Source organism: Alphaproteobacteria bacterium (assembly GCA_030739735.1).
Classification (GTDB): Bacteria; Pseudomonadota; Alphaproteobacteria; order UBA7887; family UBA7887; genus UBA7887.
On record JASLYQ010000011.1, the window covers coordinates 381 to 18,736 of the forward strand.

The window sequence follows — 18,356 nt, forward strand, 5'->3', positions numbered from 1 at the left end:
ACGAATCTGGGGGTCGGGAGTTCGAATCTTCCCGGGCGCGCCACATTTCCAAACGTGATGAAAGCCAGGCGATACGGCTAAACTGACGCATTGTAAGCGTGAGCCGTTAATTCTGGAAGATTCCGAGCGGCTTCGCGCCAAATACCACCTAGAAACCGATTTAGTGACCGTCGATCGGCTGTCCTATCGCGACCTGTCCAACAGCTATCTCGAGGATAGGCCGACTGCGCTCAGATGCGTAGAAAGTTTCGATTTTATATCCTGGCACCCCGGGCATGGCAGCGTCGGCACGCGTGCCCGTTCTGCATCCCATCTGTGTTATTTGGAGGTGCAGCGCGATGCCCTGTATGGACATATCCGGGGATCCCGATGTCGAGGCGATCAAGCTCCTGATCCGTATATAGGTCTATCCCTATTGGGGCTCGTACGAGCGCTGGCTCTACCTTAATATCGAAGGCACGGTACGCCATATTTAGCAATTTCGACGTGGGAGCCGATGATGTTACGCTTGGCTATGACGTTTTTGTTCCTTGCCGCGGCCCTACCGGTGGTGGCGGACGAGTGCAGCTTTGCCGGTCCGGAAGAGGCCAAGGCTATGGTTGAGCGGGCTGAGAAACGTATCGCAGATGTGGGTGCGCAAACCGCGTTGCATGAGTTCATGGACGCCGGCGGTGATTTTTTCGACCGCGACCTCTATGTCTTCGTGCTCGATTTTAGCGGTAACGTCTGGGCCCACGGCTTGCGCCCTGACGTGGTCGGCAGCAATGGTATCGAGGCACAGTCGGCCGACGGACGCTACTATGTCCAGAAAATGATCGCGCTTGCTCAGAACAGTGGCGAAGGCTGGGTCGAGTATGAGTTCATTAACCCCTGCACCGGTGACTTTGCGTCTAAGGTTAGCTTCGTCAAGCGTGTCGGCGACCTTATCGTCGGCGTCGGTGCTTACGGCACCGTCTCCACTTAGAACTTCCCTGATGGCAAACAGCCCCTATGATGTCGGCCTACCCCAAACGCCTGCCAATTACCAACCCCTGACGCCGCTATCCTTCCTTGACCGTGCTGCGGCGGTGCATCCGGAGCGCATCGCTTGGGTGCATGGCGAGCAACGCAAAACGTATCGTGACTTTGCGAGCCGCTGCCGGAAACTGGCCGCGGCATTGGCAGTTCACGATATCGGTCGCGGTGACACGGTGGCTGTGCTGGCGCCGAACATACCAGCTGTTCTGGAGGCTCATTATGCCGTTGCCATGGCCGGTGCCGTGCTCAACGCCATTAATACGCGTCTCGATCCTACAGCGGTACGCTTCATCCTTGAGCACAGCGAAGCCAAGCTGATCATCACCGACCGTGAATTGGCGCCAGTGCTTGCCGTAGCCCTTGACGGTATGGCAAGTGCACCGCTCGTGGTTAATTATGACGATCCCAGTTATCAGGGCCCCGGCGAACGCATTGGCGAGATTGAATATGAGGGCTTTCTCGATGAGGGCGCAGCGAACTTCATGGCCCTGCCCGTGCTCGACGAATGGGATGCGATCAGCCTGAATTACACGTCCGGCACCACCGGCAATCCCAAAGGTGTTATTTATCACCATCGCGGTGCCTTCCTGAACGCACTCGGTAATCAGATGGTCTGGAGCATGCCTCAGCATCCGGTGTATCTCTGGACCCTGCCGATGTTCCATTGCAACGGTTGGTGCTTTCCCTGGACGATCACAGCGCTGGCCGGAACTCATATCTGCCTGCGCCGAGTCGAGGCGGGCCAGATCTACGACGCCATCGCACAACACAAGGTCACGCATTTCTGCGGTGCTCCGGTCGTGCTGTCGATGCTGGTCAATACCGCTGTGGACGAGCCCCGACCACTGGCATCGCCAGTCTCCGTAATGACCGCCGCGGCACCCCCACCGCCGCCCGTCATCGCGGCAATGGAAGCGGCCGGATTCCATGTGACGCACGTCTATGGCCTGACCGAGTGCTACGGCCCGGGGGTAGTATGTGATTGGCACGAGGAGTGGAACGACCTACCCGCGGAGGAGCAGGCCCGCCTGAAGGCGCGCCAAGGTGTCCGCTATCCCGTGCTCGAAAGCGTTGGTGTGTTTGATTCCGAGACCATGCGCCCCACCCCTGCGGACGGCGAGACCATGGGCGAAGTAATGATGCGCGGCAATACCGTCATGAAGGGATACCTGAAGAACGAATCTGCCACCAACGAGGCTTTCGCCGATGGTTGGTTCCATACCGGCGACCTCGGCGTGATGCACGATGACGGCTACATAGAGCTCAAGGATCGCTTGAAGGACATCATCATTTCGGGCGGCGAGAACATCTCCTCGATAGAAGTCGAGGAAGTGCTCTACATGCATCTGTCGGTACTGGAAGCGGCCGTGGTGGCCCGGCCCGACGAAAAATGGGGCGAGACCCCTTGCGCCTTCGTTAATCTCAAGGACAACGCACCGACCGTGAGTGAAGGTGACCTCATTGCCTTTTGCCGCGACAAGCTAGCAGGCTTCAAAACTCCGAGGACCGTCGTCTTCGGGCCTTTGCCAAAAACCTCGACAGGCAAAATCAAAAAAAATGTATTGCGGGAAAGAACCCGAGCGCTATAGGAGGCGTTGAGCTTACCTCCAGGGGATCGATCATTGGACATTATCGCCGCGAACGGCACATTGATGCTTGGTTTAGCCCTCGTGCTGGGCGTGTTCATGACCTGGGGTATCGGCGCCAACGACGTCGCCAATGCCATGGGAACCTCGGTCGGCTCGGGCGCCATCACGGTGACAACGGCAGTGATAATCGCGGCCATCTTTGAATTTGCTGGCGCGGCGATCGCCGGCGGCCATGTCACCGCTACCGTGCGTCGCAATATCGTAGATTCCGCGATGTTCACCAACACGCCTGAGATACTGGTGTTGGGCATGTTGGCAGCCTTGTTTTCGGCCGGGGTTTGGCTGTTGGTGGCCTCGGCCCGGGGCTGGCCGGTCTCGACGACCCATTCGATCGTCGGCGCCCTCATCGGCTTCGCCGTGGTATCGGCGGGGACCACAGCTGTGAACTGGCCGAAAGTCGGCCAGATCGCCGCGAGCTGGGTTATCTCTCCCCTGATAGGTGGCGCCATCGCGTTCGCGTTGAAGGTCAGTGTCAGAAAGTTGATTCTCACTGGCGATGACCCCGCTGCCTGCGCCCGTCGCTACGGCCCTGCCTATGTTTTCCTCTTAGGCTTTGTGGTCTCGCTCGTAACTCTGTTCAAGGGCCTGAAGCATCTCAAACTTGAGCTCAGCATTGAGGGCAGTTTTATCGTTGCCTCCTTGATTGGCGTGCTGGCGGCAGTGCTGGGGCAATACCTGATCGCCCGGGTGCACACGACCGAAAGCCAAGACCGCGATGTCGCGCTGATGAACGTCGAACGCATATTCACCCCGATGATGCTGTTTGCCGCCTGTGCCATGGCGTTCGCCCATGGCTCCAACGATGTCGCCAACGGCATCGGCCCGCTTGCGGCCGTATATGGAATTGTCAGTGCAGGCGGCGAGATCGCCAATAAGTCGGCGTTGCCGTTATGGGTGCTACTGCTCGGCGGCGGCGGCATAGTCGCCGGCCTTGCCACGTACGGCTATCGGGTGATGGAAACCATCGGCACGCGCATCACAGCGCTCACGCCAAATCGTGGCTTCTGCGCAACCCTGGCGGCGGCGGCAACTGTGGTTCTGGCCTCGCGCACCGGCTTGCCGGTCTCGACGACACATATCGCCGTTGGCGCTGTCATGGGTGTCGGCTTGGCTCGCTCGGTCGATGAAGTCGATCTACGGCTGTTTCGCGATATCGTTGTATCATGGGTGGTGACACTACCGCTCGCCGCCGGCCTCGCCGCGCTTGCCTTTATTGTCCTGCGCACCCTGTTCGGCGCTTAAAGTAATATCAGCGCAGCAACGACGAAAACTACGATGCCGACGAACGGCGAGATATCGAAAAGCGCCACCGCCACGAACAGTAATAGTGCTAGGATCAGTGCCGGCAGTGAGAGCTGGTCGGTAACGAGCGGCTTGGCCAAGGCATAGAGAGCCGCGCCCAGTAGGGCAACGGCGGCATAGCGCATACCGATTAGTAGCTTTCGCACTAAGGTGCTGTCCTGGTGCACAACGATGAGCCGCCAAAGCACCACCGCGAGCACCAGCCCAGGCAGGTTGAGAGCGAGGACGCTGGCAAGCATGCCCGGAACGCCGCCAACTTTGAGCCCGATCAAGGCGGACAACTTCACTGCTGTTAGACCAGGAAAGAGGTAGCTTGCGCCTAGTAGCGAGGCAAACTCTTCTATGTTTAGCCAGCCACGGTTCTCGATGCATTCTTGTTCGATCAGGGTGATCATGGAATTACCGCCGCCGAGCGCGAATAAGCCGATGCGGCCGAAGCTAACTAGCAGTTGCCAGGCTTCTAGCATCAAGACTCAGAAACAGCGGCGAGAAAATCGACGTATCCCATGACCATTCCGCGCTCCGGCAGAGCCCGCGGGCGTTCGGCTAGAATACGACCATGGTCGGGTCCCTCGACGCAGACAGTCCAATGAACTTGATCACGCACGGTCACCTCGGCAAACTCATACCTTAGCGAGGCATCAAAATTAATTCGAAAGCGCCGCTTGCGTGCCTTAAGTAGGCGGGGCGCATAGTCGAGACGGTTGAGCAGCACTTCTAGTCCCTTGATGTCCTCAATTGGCTCGTCGAGCCCGCTGAGGCGTGGAAACAAGGCTGCAATATCCGCAGCGACGAAAGGGAACTTAAATTTTTGCTTGCGCATGAAGGCCTGCAGCTGACCATAAGTCTCGATGCATTGTTTCACTTCCAGGCCATCAGCACGCACCTTGACACTGTCGCGGCGTTCCGGGATTAGCAGATAACGGTCGGTCACACGTGTGGTGGATAGCTTGCGCCCTGGCGGAGATGCCAAAGCGCCTGTCGCAGCCAAAGTCGGAACTTGCTCGCTCCAGAAAGCACGCCATTCCCACAGACGTCGTCCTCCGACCGGCGCTGCGGAACTTGCTGTCTCAGCATCCACATAAGACGCGGTCACAGCCGCAACGATTTCCGAGCCTACCAACGGTAGCCGCGCCGCATGGTCGATTCTCTCGGCCAGACGCCGCAACTCTTTGCCGCCGAGCGCCCGCTCAAACAGCCGGCAAGCATGGGCCAAACCTATCAAAAGTGCTTCACGAGGCTTGATCGGTTTCTTGCGCTCCAGATGCTCAAGCAAACGCCTGACACGGGCGGCTGCTTTCGGTGCTGTCGCAAACCCTGTAACGCTAAAGCCGCCAGCAAGCGGCCAAGCGTCCGCGGTCAGTAGGCTTCGCTCGCTCATGGCGTCCAGCACCGTCGCCTCGAGATCGATTGCGCCGTCACTGAGATCGTCAAGCCAATACTCTACCGGCCGTGCCTCTCCCGCCGCGTGAATGCGGCCGAGCACCGTATCCAGATATCCAATCCCGAGCGGCGACCAGTCGACAAGGTTGACACCATCACCGCTCACCCCGATTCGCTCTGCCAGAAGCAGATCTGTGAGTGCCGTGCCGGCTAGCGCTGGAACCATAGTCGGCCGCACCGGCACCGCCTGGGTGCCGCCGGAAAACGACAACAAGATTAGATCCTCGCATGTCGTATACATGGTAACTCAGCAGTTAATACTTATCGTAAAACTGTCATAAATAAACCGTCAGATCTACCGCGCTACTGATAAATAGTCATCGTCCGACCACGCACCGAGAAGCCGTCGAGCCGTTTGAGAAAGCTCATGCCAAGGAGAGATGTGCTCAGATCCGTTTGACTGATCGACGCACGCACATTCTCGACCGCGATCGGACCGATACTAATGCTTTCCAGGCGGATGGGTGCACCAAATATAGTACCGTTGGCCGTAGTATAGGCGCGAGTATACGAGAGACTATCCGGGTCCAGACCAACACGCTCAGCGTCCGTCAGCGACAAGATGACATCGCTGGCGCCCGTATCGACAACGAATATCACGGAGGTGCCGTCAACAAACGCCTCGACAACGAAGTCACCGCCGTCATTGGCTACGATGCTGGCCTCACTCGGACTGCTTGAAACGCTTCGACGGGGGTTCAACTCGGCGCGAATCCTTTCCGGTACAAAGCTCCTTTGCTGCCAAACCGCGTAGCCCAGGGCGACGACGCCGATTATGCCTGTCCATATTGTGAGGTTGCGCAGGTTGCCGCTGAGACGGTCAGCAAAGATTACCGGTCCGATGATCAGCAACAATGCCACCGCATAAACGATGCGCATTATTCCAGCCTCGGACTCTGCCACGGACGGATTCAAAAGGAAAAGAACCAATAAGCCAGCAGCAAATAGCGCCGCCAGCACGAGAAAGGCAATAGAGCATTCCCTCAAAGGATGTCTAATACGGCTTCCGGCGGGCGCCCAAGTGCAGCCCTTTGGCCATTGACCACGATCGGACGCTCTATCAATATAGGATTGGATACCATGCCATCAATCAGTGTTGCATCGTCAAGGTTGTTGTCGGCGAGTCCATTTTCCTTATAAGCTGCTTCCTTGCGCCGCATTAGCTCGCGCGGCACGAGACCAAGCTTCTTCAAAAGTCCAGCCAGTGTCTTGGCATCCGGAGGCGACTTTAGATATTCGACGATGTCCGGCTCGACACCCTTATCGCACAACAATTGCAGAGTTTGGCGCGACTTGCTGCACTGTGGATTATGATAAATGGTTACGGGCATGGGAAAACCTCACTCCTACTTTCTTTTGGCAACATAGACGCCATCCCAATCCTCATTCGGCGGCACAGCGCGAAACTCGGCTACGCGCTCCGCAATGACGTCATAATAATCTCCCAGTGGCCAGCCGTCGGCAAGCTCTCGGCAAGTTGTAAGCTGGGCCTCACAATCGTCCCAGGTCTGCGAGCGGTAGGCATCCAGCATGGCATTATGGCGTTCCACCAGCCCTGCAAAGCCAACACTGCGGACCACGTCACCATCCCCGACCAGGGTATAAATGCGTTCCGGCTGTTGGCGCCCTTTGACCTGAATAAGATCAAGCTCCAAAGTCGCCATCTCGTCGAGCCGCGCCTGTGTACGTTCGCCTATGACAATATCAACCCGATAGGGTTTGCACTGCCCCTCTAGACGCGATGCCAAATTAACACCATCGCCGAGCACAGAATAATCGAAGCGCTGCTCCGATCCCATATTACCGACACAAACCTCGTCGGTATTAATACCGATACCGATGCGTATAGGCTTGTGCTGGCGACCCTCCGCCTCGTCCTCGGTCTTGCGTTCCCGATTCAGTTCTCGGCACGCGGCCAGCATGAGTAGCGCCGCGGTGCAGCCATGATTGACATGCGCCTCGTCATCGAGCGGTGCATTCCAAAAGGCCATCACGCAATCGCCAATATATTTATCGATGGTGCCACCGCCCGCCATGATGATCCCGGTTATCGGTGTCAGAAAACGGTTGATAAGTTCGGTCAGACCCTCAGGCTCAAAATCCTCGGCAAGGGAAGTAAAGTCGCGAATATCGGCGAACATCAAGGTAAGAGATTTCATCTCGCCGCCCAACTTGAGCTGCGATGGATCGGCGGCCAGTGTCTCCACCATGGCCGGGGCGAGAAAGCGACCGAAGGCATCGCGAATCTGCTGGCGCTGCGCCTCCTCTCCGCGATAGCTTAGGTAGCTTAACGTTATGTACAGCACCAATCCGGTGAGCGAGGCATAAAGCGGGTCTGCAAGCAAACGATGTTCGCTGAAAGCATACCACGAAGCCCCGAACATGCCGACGGAAACTATTACACCAAGTAGTAAGGAATAGGTGGCACCGAGTAGTGGCACGAAAATGATCATCAGCAGGCCGATGGCAACGAGCGCAGTGCCTTCTGCTGCCTCCAGCCAAGGCGGACGGGTCAGGAAGTTCTGGGTCAGCACCGTCTCGAGAAATTGGGCATGAACCTCGAAGCCCGGCGTTCCCGGCCCCATGGGCGTCTGCTTGATATCATGCAGGCCGATCGCCGAAGTGCCGAATACCACCATGGCATCTCGCAGACGCTGGGGTGGGACGGTTCCGTCGAGAACATCCGCGGCGGAAACGTAAAGGTTTTCCAGCGAACGCCTGAAGTACGGCCAAACCCGGAAATTTGCGTCCGTCTCAATCTCTGGTACGGTTTGTATGCGGACGATTCTCTGCTGAAGCTTCTCATCCGTCTTCACCAGCACGGTCGGCTTACCGCTCAAGACGCGCAACATCTCCAGCCCGAGTGCAGGATAAATATCGTTCCCCACGCGCGTGACCAATGGCAAGCGGCGAACAACCTGGTCGATCTCGGGCGGCATGGCGATCATGCCTATGCCAGCTGCTGCTGCCTCCAATTCCGGGACATTCCGGAGTACCCCGGAAAAGGCATACATGAACGGTTTCGGATCGGGGCCCAGTTCCGCGAACGTCGCCTTTCGCCCAAGCCCCTCCTGCGGCTGCGTCTCCACGGGCAGCCCCGACTGGCCAAGCACCACCATTATGCGCCCCATCGCCTTGGCGAGGCGCTCCTCATTAGTCGGCATGGCCCGTAACTGCGAGATCACGTCGGGATCAAGCCCCCTCAGCTCATCGGCCAACAGGCTTGGCGACAGACGGTCATATTCGGAAAACAAGATGTCGAAGCCGATAACCAATGTCTGATATTCGGCAAGACGATTTATCAGCCTCGCTAGGGTCGCGCGAGACCATGGCCACTGCCCGACGCGCTGTAGGCTGTCCTCGTCGATATCGAGCAGCACGATGGGCACCCGTGTGGGCTGCGGCTCACGCGGCAAGCTACGATGAAACTGGTCAAAAGTCGCCAACCGTAATTGTTGCACTGGGGTCGGATCCCAGTTGCGAATACCCCAGACCACGACCAATATCGCAAAACCGACGACATGCATAAGTTTGATCTTGGGACGCCAAAGCATCTATGACATCGCCCGCGACGTTAGGTGCCCGCTTGCGGCTCGGGTGCGGTGTCCGGAATTGCATCCGGCAACGGACCCAAATATTCGCTGACATCGACCTTGTCAATCTGTTCTGGAAGAAGGAACTGCTCAGCATAACGTTCGTAAATCTTGTGCTCGACAAAGAGGTCGAACAGGTCTGGGTCGATATGATGCTCGTGCTTCATTTTGCCAAGAATCGTCATCGCCACGCTCAGCTTCATTGCCTTCTTGTAGGGGCGATCGCTTGCAGTTAAGGCTTCGAACACGTCCGCTATTATCATCATGCGGGCCGGCACTGACATTTCGTAGCGTAACAACCCTCGTGGATAGCCTCTTCCGTCCACACGTTCGTGATGACCGCCAGCGAACTCAGGCACGTTGCGTAGGTTTTTTGGAAACGGTAGTTTCTCAAGCATCTCGATCGTTATCACGATGTGATGATTGATGATCTCCCGCTCCTCGGCAGTCAGCGTGCCGCGCCTGATACTGAGGTTATAGACCTCATTCTTGGTAAGGAACGCCTGGTCATCGCCATTGGCATCACACCAAGTGCGCGCAGCGATCTGCTCCACTCTGTCGACCATCTCGGCGCTCATGAACTCGCCGCCTACATTGATGCGCTCGATAAAGGCGAGATCGTTATTGATCGCCGCAACAGAATTGGAAAAGGTTTTGCGCAGCGCGCCGGCATCGGGGCCAGAGCGTGCCATTAAATAGGCAATCTCGGCGTCGCGTTTCAGGACCTCCGCGCGGGCACGCACGGTATGCAGACGATCGTAAATCGTCTCAAGCTTCGTCGCTTTGTCAACCACATATTCCGGTGTTGTCACCTTACCGCAGTCGTGCAACCAAGCCGCCGTCATGAGCTCGTATTTCTGTTCCTCATCCATAGTGAAGTCGGCGAAGGGAGAGGTGGCTGCATCACATGCAACATCCGCTATCATTCCGGTTAGAAATGGCACGCGTGCGCAATGATCACCTTGATAGGACGACTTGGTATCGATTGCCGCTGCAATAAGTTTGATAAAGGCATCGAGTAGCCCTCTCTGCCCTTCCAGTAGCGTTTGGTTGTCGATGGCAACGGCAGCTTGGCTCGCCAGAGACTCAACAACTTCCTGCACCTCGGCTGTGAAGGGAACGACCTCACCCTTACGCCTATCCATAGCATTGATGAGTTGCAGAACACCAATTACCTCACCCGTATTATTCCTCATCGGGATGGTCAGGAAAGATGTTGAACGATAGTTATGCTCAAAATCAAAGCATTGCATGCCAGTGAAATCAAAGCCATCGGCCTCATAGGCATCAGAAATATTCACCGTCTCCGCCGTCAAGGCGACATGTGTGGCGATGTTGGCATGGTTGGGCTTACCGCTGCCAACTGCGTAGAGGGGTAGCGGCGCGAACGGTATGGGCTCGTCGGTAGCACCGCCCAGAGCAAGATTCAGCGAGTCGCTCCGCACGATGGCAAAACGCAGCTCTTTCTCGTCTTCACTCATGAGATAAATCGTGCCGCCATCCGCATCTGCGAGGCCCTTGGCATACAGCAGAATGTTCTCGGCCAGGCGATTCTTATTATGCTCCGCCGACAACGCCACGCCGATCTCGTTTAAGGCCCGAAAGTGCCCAAGTTGCTCCTTGACCTGATCACGGAGCTGTCGCTGATTCCTGGCTGCCTGCAACCGACCGCGGATTAGCTCAGGGATCAGGGGGCGCATCTCGAGGAAATCGGCTCCCGCCGCAAGGATTGCATCTGCCTGATCAAGATGGCTCTCATCGATGATCCCAATCACGGACAGTGTCACGCCATCAGGCTCGGCGCGCAGAGATTGGAGCAGACCCATACCACCCAGCGTCCTGTCGGTCATGTCCAACAACATGACCTCCGGATCGTACTCATCGAGGACAGCCCGCGCCGCTGCCACATTATCGATCATGGCAAAGGTTATTGCCTCTGCACTAAATTGCTCCGAAAATGTGCGCCGGTCTTTTTCGTCGCGATCGACAACCAAAGCCGTGACGGGACCGTCACTCACTTGGCGCCTCCTTGCTACGCCCGCCCCTGATGGGACGCCAACGACAAAATCTCCTTGTGGGAATTAGAGTCAATTGCGATCCGAGTTGGCTAGGCAGTATCCCACGGCAGGCAGAAATTTTAACTATATTGCAGAAACTCAATGCTGCAAAGTACGGTGCAAAACCTTGCCAACAGCGAAAGCCTCCCTATGACCAGTGACAATATGACTAGTGAACAAAATGTCGACGATATACACGCTCATTCCTTTGGCGCCCGGCGCGTCGGAGCCGTAAATTGGCTTGGGCTCTGGACGCTCTATGCGAAGGAAGTCAGGAGATTTATGAAAATTCCAGCGCAAACGGTGCTGGCGCCGACCGTTACTACGTTGGTCTTCTTGGCGGTATTTGCCCTCGCGCTAGGCGGCGCCATGCGTGAGATCAAAGGGATTCCATTTTTGATTTTTTTGGCACCTGGCTTGATCATGATGGCGATAGTACAGAACTCCTTCGCCAACACTTCGTCTTCCGTCATGGGCTCTAAGGTACAGGGCAATTTCGTTGACGTGCTGATTCCTCCATTCAGCCCAAGCGAGCTAACACTGGCGTTGGCAGGTGGCGGTGTGACCCGTGGTCTCATGGTCGGAATTGCCGTCGCCGTGGTGATGACCGGATTTGTCGACTTAAAAATACATAACGCGCTGGCAATGGCATTCTACGCTGTTTCAGCGTCCTTGATGTTATCTTTGATCGGTTTAGCCACCGCAATTTGGGCCGAAAAATTCGATCAGATGGCCGCCATTACCAACTTCTTTGTGACGCCTTTGGCGTTTCTGTCTGGAACATTTTACTCGATCGATAGGTTGCCTGAGTCGTGGCACATGGTTAGCTTGTGCAATCCATTTTTCTATATGATCGACGGCATGCGCTATGCCTTCATAGGCATGGCTGAGGGGTCACTAGTGCTAGGTACCGTTATCCTTCTTCTTACCAATGTGGCGCTATGGACCCTGTGCTGGTGGATGTTATCGAGCGGATACAAGATCAAGGAATAGAGTTACGTGGGGCTTGTCTGGGTCGAATTGGCCCGGCATCATCAGGCGGTTAAAAAGCAAGTGAAAGGCACCTCTATGGACGCCAATGTGATGCACACGTTGACCGAGCTACAGCGAGAGCAATGGGCGGTCGATGGATATCTGCAGATCGAGGGTGCGCTAAGTTCGGAAGAGGTCGAGCTTTTCAGTAACGAACTTGACAGGATACGCCTGTTGCCCGGTTACGAGCCGGCGTGCGGGAACTTGCCACTTGGCCATTACGCATGGGTTGATCATGCCGATCCAGACCCCTCCGCGTTCATGGATCGGCGCAACCTGCTCCCCTATCACCAGGCGTTCATAGACCTCATCGATAAGCTGGAAACCTTCGACCTGATTGTCGATATCATGGGACCCTGTATCCAGTTCTCTATGTCGCAGGCAATCGTGCGTCCCTCCCATGATAACTTTGACGGCTACACCCATACCGATGGCGGCGAAGGGCAGCGGCGTATTCGTGTCACCGAGACCAGTTTCCCACTTGCCGTAAAGGTGCTGTATTTGCTCAGCGACGTGTCCGGCACGGACTGTGGCAACTTCACTTTGTTTCCGGGGAGCCATATGCGCCCCTTCCCTGAAGGCGCTGAACGTGCGCCACACCCCCATGCGCCCGGTGCGGTGCAAACCACGGGAAAGGCCGGTGACGCCTTTATCTTTCCGCACTCGATCTGGCACGGCCCCGCGCCTAACAATTCCGGCAGAGCCAGAAAAACATTGCTCTACAATTATTGTCAGATGTTCATCCGTTGGTACGATTTTGGTGAACCGCCGAGAGACGTGCTGGATAGCTGCACGCCACGCCAGCAACGTTTGTTGGGCAATCTAGGCTACGATTTTCGCCCGGGATCCTACTTCTACGTGCCCGAGGATCAGGAGGCTGTAATAACCGGCCAAACATAGAGCACGATCTGCGTTGACAAGCGCCTATCGTGTCACGATACTCCCCGCCTTTTTTTCCGGCGCGCCAACAATGCGGGTCGAGCCATCTGGAATCAGGAGAGTCCAATGTCTGCGGTGATGCCGACCTACGGCCGGATAGAAATCGCTTTCGAGTGTGGCAATGGTGCTTATCTCGTCGCGACGGATGGCCGGCGATACCTGGACTTCGCCACTGGTATCGCCGTCAACACGCTCGGCCATGCCCATCCGCGCCTAATCTCGGCGCTGGAAGAACAGTCTAAGAAGCTTTGGCATTGCTCCAATTTGTATCGGATTCCGGAACAAGAGCGTCTTGCCGAACGGCTCTGCGAGCATAGCTTTGGTGAGAGTGTTTTCTTTTGTAATTCCGGCGCTGAAGCAATGGAAGGCGTTATAAAAGTTGCACGGAAATATCACAGCGCCAGTGGCAACCCGCAACGGTATAGGATTATCGCCTTCGATGGCGCCTTCCACGGCCGCACTTTGGCAACACTCGCTGCCGGCGGTAACGAGAAGGCTCTAGATGGGTTTGGTCCAGTGATGGATGGCTTCGACCATGTGCCGTTCGGTGATGCCAACGCAGTGCGCGCGGCCATAACGGGTGAGACAGGGGCTATTCTTGTCGAACCGATTCAAGGCGAAAGTGGTGTCAACCCTGCCGCGAACGACTTTCTGGCGGAGTTACGGACGATCGCCAATGAGTTTGCTATCTTGCTGCTGTTCGACGAGGTACAGACGGGTATCGGGCATACCGGTAAGCTGTTCGCATACGAGTGGTGTAGCGTAACGCCCGACGTCATGGGTCTTGCCAAAGGACTCGGTGGCGGCTTCCCTATCGGCGCCGTCGTTGCGACGGAGGCGGCTGCTATAGGCATGGTTTCCGGCACACATGGCTCAACCTTCGGCGGTAACCCACTCGCCGTGGCCGCTGGTAATGCTGTGCTGGACGAGATTTTGGCGGACGGTTTCCTAGAAAACGTGAAGGCTACAGGCAAGTATCTACACTCGCGTGTCGGCGATGTGGCGGCTCACTACCCCAATATCATCGAATCAGTACGTGGCCAGGGTCTTTTGCTCGGTATGAAATGCGCCATCACCAACATGGACTTGGTCGCCGATATGCGCGAGCGTGGCGTCCTCTTGGTCCCCGCCGGCGACAATGTTGCGCGCATGCTACCGCCTTTGATCATTAGTGAGACCGAGGTCGATGAGGCGGTCAGCGCGCTGGAGACGTCCTGCCAAGAGCTGGAAAGATGACCGCACTGCGTCACTTCCTGGATCTCGACCAGATCGATGCGTCCAGCTTGCGTGAGCTGGTCGATCAGGCGGCAATGCTGAAGGCGGGGCGCGGCGGCAACGCCGGTACTCCGCTCGCTGGGCACACATTGGCGATGCTCTTTGAAAAACCCTCGACCCGCACACGCATCTCGTTCGAGGTTGGCATGGCCGAACTCGGCGGTCGCACGGTTATACTAAACCCTGGGGAAAGCCAGATGGGCCGGGGTGAGACGGCCACCGATACCGCCCGCGTCTTGTCGCGCTATGTCGACGCGGCGATGCTGCGCGTAAAACGGCACGATACACTAATCGAGTTCGCCGATGCCGCCGCCGTACCAGTGATTAACGGTCTTTCGGACCGCAGCCACCCCTGTCAGATTCTGGCCGATATCCTGACCTTCGAGGAACACAAGGGACCGGTCGCCGGCAGAACCATCGCCTGGACAGGCGATGGCAATAATGTCGCCACGTCTTGGATACATGCGGCCGTGCGCTTTGGCTTTACGCTACGGCTTGCATGCCCCACCCTTCTTGCGCCGAATCCTAAAATTATGGATTGGGCTGCCGAGAACGCCGGCGCGGTTAGCCTGGGTGTGGACGCAGCCGAGGCAGTCACAGGTGCGGATTGTGTGGTCGCCGATACATGGGTTTCGATGGGCGACGATCCGGGAAGCCGGCATCGCCTGCTCGAGCCCTACCGGGTTGACGCCGATTTGATGTCGAAGGCGGCAGCGGATGCTATCTTCCTGCATTGTCTGCCAGCGCACCGCGGTAACGAAGTGAGCGCCGATGTTATCGACGGCTCGAGTTCGAAAGTGTGGGATGAAGCTGAGAACAGATTGCATGCCCAGAAGGCTGTTCTTCTTTGGTGTCTGAACGCGTGACGCGCCGTGACTGAAGCTGCCCTTTCTGACGATCTGATCCAACCATTTCATATCTAGGCGCTTGGCGTGTATGGGCGGCTGGTCAGGCTCGGATCCACCATCAACCAGATCTTGGGTCGTCGCGCCTACCCGTCCGCTGTTTCACCTTATGGCGTGGGTTTGTATGAGACGGAGCCGGTGCGTTCTTTCTGCCTCCGTTCGGTCAAGTGGGCTGGTACGCTAGTGCGCTCATCCCCCAGCGGCGACCACGCTGAGTTAGCCGACGACGGCATCATCTAGATCACTTGCGACTATTGCGGGGCACGCTATCTCTTCGGTCTGGACGGTGATTTCATCGATTCCGCATAAGGCTTTGTCCTGATGGTGAGCGGTCTATACTTTTCTGACATTGTATGGAGTTTTCCCAATGCGCTTTGCTATCGCCGCCACCGCCGCACTGCTGCTGGCTTGTGCACCATCGCCGCCCGAGGCGAACTTCCCAGAGATCGCCTTCCGTGATTCGCCTGCCTTCCGCATCGACGTGGCAGTGATCGAACTGGTCGAGAGCTACCAGCCTCCACTACGCACACCACACGTGGATCACGAGTCGCCCGTGCCGCCCCTGGTCCTTTTACGCAACTGGGTGCGGGACCGGCTTGTCGCGGACGGCGCAACCGGTAGCCTCAAGGCGACTGTGGTTGATGCGCGCATCACTGAGACACTGTTATCTGTCAACGAGGATTTGGCTGCTAGCTTCACAACAGAGCAGGCCGTGCGCTTTGATGGTCGCGTCGAGATGCGCCTGGAGATCATGGATAGCGCGGCCAGCGGGCATGCGAACGTATACGGGGAAGCCACGCGCTCGCGCACAATGCCGGAAGACGCAACCCTGCGTGAACGCCAGGAAGTTCTGTTTCAGATCGCAGAGGATCTGGCCAACGACCTAAACACTGTGCTCGATGGCAACATTCGTCAGCACTTCGCCCGTTATCTGCGCTAGGACACTATTGGCCGGCGGCTTGGCGGTACATCTGCAGCATCTGAGCGCGCCCTTTAGGTGACAGATCTTGGGGTGACTGCCGAATTCCAACGCGCGCCTCCGGCCGAAGATAGTCGCCGTCGTCGAAGGTCGTACCGGTGCCGCGCAGCGCGCGCCAAGTGTTGGCGGCATTAAGGGCGCGCCTGCTAGCCTTCTGAAAGCCTACTGTGTCGGCGCGAGATCGTTCCTGAATGAACGTTCTATTAAGTTCCGATAGTGTCACCGACTACAACCTTATCGATCAAGGCAACCGTCTCGTCACGCCCGTAAAGGGCAATAAACGAGCCCATGCGCGGCCCCTGACTTTGCCCCAGCAGAATTTCGTACAGCGCCTTAAACCAATCGCGCAAATTAGCAAAATCGTGCTGGTTGCCGACCTCGTAGACCGTGTTCTGAATGTCTTCCGCAGAGGCGATGCTCGGTAAGCTCATGAGCGCAGTTGATAGATCCTTCAGCGCCTCGGTTTCGCCCTCCACCGGTGCACGATAGTGCTTTGTGGGTCTGACAAAATCCCGGTAATAGGCGATGGCGTAGCCGACCAGCTCGTCGAGCATGGGATTGGCTTCAGGCCTTGCATCCGGCGCGTAGCGGCTGATGAAGCCCCATAACACCGCCTTGTCCTCTGTGTTGCAAACGCTCGCGAGGTTCATCAGGATATTGAAGGAGAGTGGTACCTCCTGCTCCGGCGGCGCGCCATCGTGGATGTGCCAGACCGGGTTGCTCAGGCGGTCATTTTCGTCCTGGTTGGCGAACTTGGCACGATGGGTCAGGTAGTCATCGACGTGACGCGGAATGACGTCGAAATAGAGCCGCTTCGCCTTCCGTGGGCTCTGATACATGTAGAGTGACAGGCTCTCCTGCGAGCCGTAGGTCAGCCATTCCTCGATGGTCAGACCGTTGCCCTTGGATTTGGAAATCTTCTGACCAGATTCGTCGAGAAACAGTTCATAGGTAAGGTTCTCTGGCGGCGTGCCGCCGAGAATGCGGCAAATCCGGCTGGAAAGCTGCAACGATGGACTGAGATCCTTGCCCGACATCTCATAATCGACGTCCAGTGCCACCCAGCGCATAGCCCAATCCGCTTTCCATTGCAGCTTGCAGGCGCCGCCGGTGACCGTCACCTCGACGTGGCGCCCATCCTCGTCCTCGTAAACGATGGTTCCGGCGTCCACATCACGTGCTACGACGGGAACTTGCAGAACGCGGCCCGTGCGCGGGCAAAGCGGCAGGAACGGGCTGTAGGTAGCGCGGCGTTCTGGCCCGAGCGTCGGCAGTATGACCTCGGTGACCTTGTCGTAGTGGGCCAGCACAGCAAGCAGTGTGGCATCGAACTCACCGCTCCGGTAGGTCTCGGTGGCGCTCTTGAACTCGTAGTCGAAGCCAAATGTGTCGAGAAAGGCGCGCAGGCGCGCATTATTGTGTGCGCCAAAGCTCTCGTGTGTATCGAATGGATCGGGAATCGCCGTCAGCGGCTTGCTGAGATGCGCCGCAAGCATCCCCTGCTGTGGGATGTTCTCGGGAACCTTGCGGAGCCCATCCATGTCGTCGGAGAAAGCGACAAGGCGTGTCGGGATGTCGCTGAAGCACGCAAAAGCCCGACGCACCATGGTTGTGCGCGCCACCTCGCCGAAGGTGCCGATATGCGGCAGCCCAGATGGCCCGTAACCTGTCTCGAGCAATACATGCCCTTTAACTGGCGTCTTACCGTCCACTCGGTCGAGCAGCTGGCGCGCCTCCACAAAGGGCCACGCTTTGCTGTGGCGGGCAATCTCATTGATGTCGGACATAATGGTGTGTGTAGGCCGGCACTTCCGGGAACGTCAATGCAGGAAATAACTATCTGCGATGGCCTAGACCATAGCGCCGAGACACGTCTCCAGCTTGAAAATTCCTTAATATTGCCGCTGACTTAAAATTCTCAGCCACATGCGTCAGGCTAACGCAAACGCATAAACTAAAAAATCGGGCCGCGGCAGTTCGAGTGGATGAGCGCCGCGACCCGTGTATGTTGGTGTGGAAGGTCGTTGGAAAGGAACATGGGAACTATAGAAGAACTCGATAACACATCAGTAACAGCAAGCTGATGTGCTGCCCGAAGCAGTGCCCGCCAATAGCTGAAAACGACTGTAGCCCAGAATACTGTAAAAGAAATAAGGCGAGCAACT

Annotated in this window: 15 protein-coding genes and 1 tRNA gene (1 of these 16 only partly in view); 9 read left to right on the top strand and 7 right to left on the bottom strand. The window is 57.0% G+C overall.

Annotated features, from left to right (window positions below; genetic code table 11):
- The 4 genes from QF629_07005 to QF629_07020 form a co-directional block, all read left to right on the top strand.
- Positions 1–43: transfer RNA gene (locus QF629_07005), tRNA-OTHER, on the top strand; it begins 41 nt to the left of the window's first position.
- A gap of 453 nt (positions 44–496) precedes the next feature.
- Complete coding sequence (locus QF629_07010) at positions 497–964, top strand: cache domain-containing protein (GenBank protein ID MDP6013278.1); 468 nt, start codon at positions 497–499, stop codon at positions 962–964.
- A gap of 10 nt (positions 965–974) precedes the next feature.
- On the top strand, positions 975–2,606 hold the full coding sequence (locus QF629_07015; protein MDP6013279.1) for an acyl-CoA synthetase: 1,632 nt from the start codon (positions 975–977) through the stop codon (positions 2,604–2,606).
- Between the two features lie 33 nt (positions 2,607–2,639).
- Positions 2,640–3,908 carry an anion permease gene (locus QF629_07020; protein MDP6013280.1) on the top strand — a complete coding sequence of 423 codons (1,269 nt, stop codon included), beginning with the start codon at positions 2,640–2,642 and terminating at the stop codon, positions 3,906–3,908.
- Here the strand turns inward: QF629_07020 and QF629_07025 are convergent.
- The 6 genes from QF629_07025 to QF629_07050 form a co-directional block, all read right to left on the bottom strand.
- Entirely contained in the window at positions 3,905–4,435 is a 531-nt protein-coding gene (locus tag QF629_07025) for a chromate transporter (GenBank protein ID MDP6013281.1), read from the bottom strand. The genes QF629_07020 and QF629_07025 overlap by 4 nt on opposite strands.
- Positions 4,435–5,652 (bottom strand): GPP34 family phosphoprotein, encoded by a 1,218-nt coding sequence (locus QF629_07030; protein ID MDP6013282.1) that lies wholly within the window; start codon positions 5,650–5,652, stop codon positions 4,435–4,437. The genes QF629_07025 and QF629_07030 overlap by 1 nt, the downstream gene beginning before the upstream one ends.
- 62 nt (positions 5,653–5,714) lie before the next feature.
- Entirely contained in the window at positions 5,715–6,371 is a 657-nt protein-coding gene (locus QF629_07035; GenBank protein ID MDP6013283.1) for a TIGR02281 family clan AA aspartic protease, read from the bottom strand.
- Positions 6,372–6,394: 23 nt separating this feature from the next.
- Positions 6,395–6,742, bottom strand: a complete 348-nt coding sequence (gene arsC / locus QF629_07040) for an arsenate reductase (glutaredoxin) (protein MDP6013284.1) — start codon at positions 6,740–6,742, stop codon at positions 6,395–6,397.
- A 15-nt stretch (positions 6,743–6,757) separates the two neighbouring features.
- Positions 6,758–8,965, bottom strand: coding sequence for an adenylate/guanylate cyclase domain-containing protein (locus QF629_07045; protein MDP6013285.1), 2,208 nt, complete (start codon positions 8,963–8,965; stop codon positions 6,758–6,760).
- A 20-nt stretch (positions 8,966–8,985) separates the two neighbouring features.
- A complete protein-coding gene (locus tag QF629_07050) occupies positions 8,986–11,022 on the bottom strand; it encodes an HD domain-containing phosphohydrolase (protein ID MDP6013286.1) in 2,037 nt (678 codons plus the stop codon).
- 204 nt (positions 11,023–11,226) lie between these two features.
- Here QF629_07050 and QF629_07055 point away from each other — a divergent pair, with 204 nt between their 5' ends.
- The 5 genes from QF629_07055 to QF629_07075 all read left to right on the top strand — a co-directional run bounded on the left by QF629_07055 (position 11,227) and on the right by QF629_07075 (position 16,152).
- Positions 11,227–12,054: an ABC transporter permease gene (locus QF629_07055; GenBank protein MDP6013287.1), complete on the top strand. Its 828-nt coding sequence runs from the start codon at positions 11,227–11,229 to the stop codon at positions 12,052–12,054.
- Between the two features lie 6 nt (positions 12,055–12,060).
- Positions 12,061–12,993 carry a phytanoyl-CoA dioxygenase family protein gene (locus tag QF629_07060; protein ID MDP6013288.1) on the top strand — a complete coding sequence of 311 codons (933 nt, stop codon included), beginning with the start codon at positions 12,061–12,063 and terminating at the stop codon, positions 12,991–12,993.
- A gap of 105 nt (positions 12,994–13,098) precedes the next feature.
- Positions 13,099–14,268, top strand: a complete 1,170-nt coding sequence (locus QF629_07065) for an aspartate aminotransferase family protein (GenBank protein MDP6013289.1) — start codon at positions 13,099–13,101, stop codon at positions 14,266–14,268.
- The gene (argF, locus tag QF629_07070; protein MDP6013290.1) at positions 14,265–15,173 is read left to right on the top strand and encodes an ornithine carbamoyltransferase; all 909 of its coding nucleotides are present in this window, start codon (positions 14,265–14,267) and stop codon (positions 15,171–15,173) included. Before QF629_07065 ends, argF begins: the two co-directional genes overlap by 4 nt.
- A 406-nt stretch (positions 15,174–15,579) precedes the next feature.
- On the top strand, positions 15,580–16,152 hold the full coding sequence (locus tag QF629_07075) for a hypothetical protein (GenBank protein ID MDP6013291.1): 573 nt from the start codon (positions 15,580–15,582) through the stop codon (positions 16,150–16,152).
- A gap of 242 nt (positions 16,153–16,394) precedes the next feature.
- Here QF629_07075 and QF629_07080 read toward each other — a convergent pair whose 3' ends face one another.
- On the bottom strand, positions 16,395–17,978 hold the full coding sequence (locus QF629_07080) for a lysine--tRNA ligase (protein MDP6013292.1): 1,584 nt from the start codon (positions 17,976–17,978) through the stop codon (positions 16,395–16,397).
- Between the last annotated feature and the right edge of the window lie 378 nt (positions 17,979–18,356).

What these genes read in the sequence shown, in the direction of transcription:
- QF629_07010 (MDP6013278.1), top strand. Translation starts at nt 497, where the DNA reads ATGATGTTACGCTTGGCTATGACGTTTTTGTTCCTTGCCGCGGCCCTA.
- QF629_07045 (MDP6013285.1), bottom strand. Translation starts at nt 8,965, where the DNA reads ATGCTTTGGCGTCCCAAGATCAAACTTATGCATGTCGTCGGTTTTGCG.
- QF629_07025 (MDP6013281.1), bottom strand. Translation starts at nt 4,435, where the DNA reads ATGCTAGAAGCCTGGCAACTGCTAGTTAGCTTCGGCCGCATCGGCTTA.
- QF629_07055 (MDP6013287.1), top strand. Translation starts at nt 11,227, where the DNA reads ATGACTAGTGAACAAAATGTCGACGATATACACGCTCATTCCTTTGGC.
- QF629_07075 (MDP6013291.1), top strand. Translation starts at nt 15,580, where the DNA reads ATGCGCTTTGCTATCGCCGCCACCGCCGCACTGCTGCTGGCTTGTGCA.
- QF629_07080 (MDP6013292.1), bottom strand. Translation starts at nt 17,978, where the DNA reads ATGTCCGACATCAATGAGATTGCCCGCCACAGCAAAGCGTGGCCCTTT.
- QF629_07015 (MDP6013279.1), top strand. Translation starts at nt 975, where the DNA reads ATGGCAAACAGCCCCTATGATGTCGGCCTACCCCAAACGCCTGCCAAT.
- argF (MDP6013290.1), top strand. Translation starts at nt 14,265, where the DNA reads ATGACCGCACTGCGTCACTTCCTGGATCTCGACCAGATCGATGCGTCC.
- QF629_07030 (MDP6013282.1), bottom strand. Translation starts at nt 5,652, where the DNA reads ATGTATACGACATGCGAGGATCTAATCTTGTTGTCGTTTTCCGGCGGC.
- arsC (MDP6013284.1), bottom strand. Translation starts at nt 6,742, where the DNA reads ATGCCCGTAACCATTTATCATAATCCACAGTGCAGCAAGTCGCGCCAA.
- QF629_07065 (MDP6013289.1), top strand. Translation starts at nt 13,099, where the DNA reads ATGTCTGCGGTGATGCCGACCTACGGCCGGATAGAAATCGCTTTCGAG.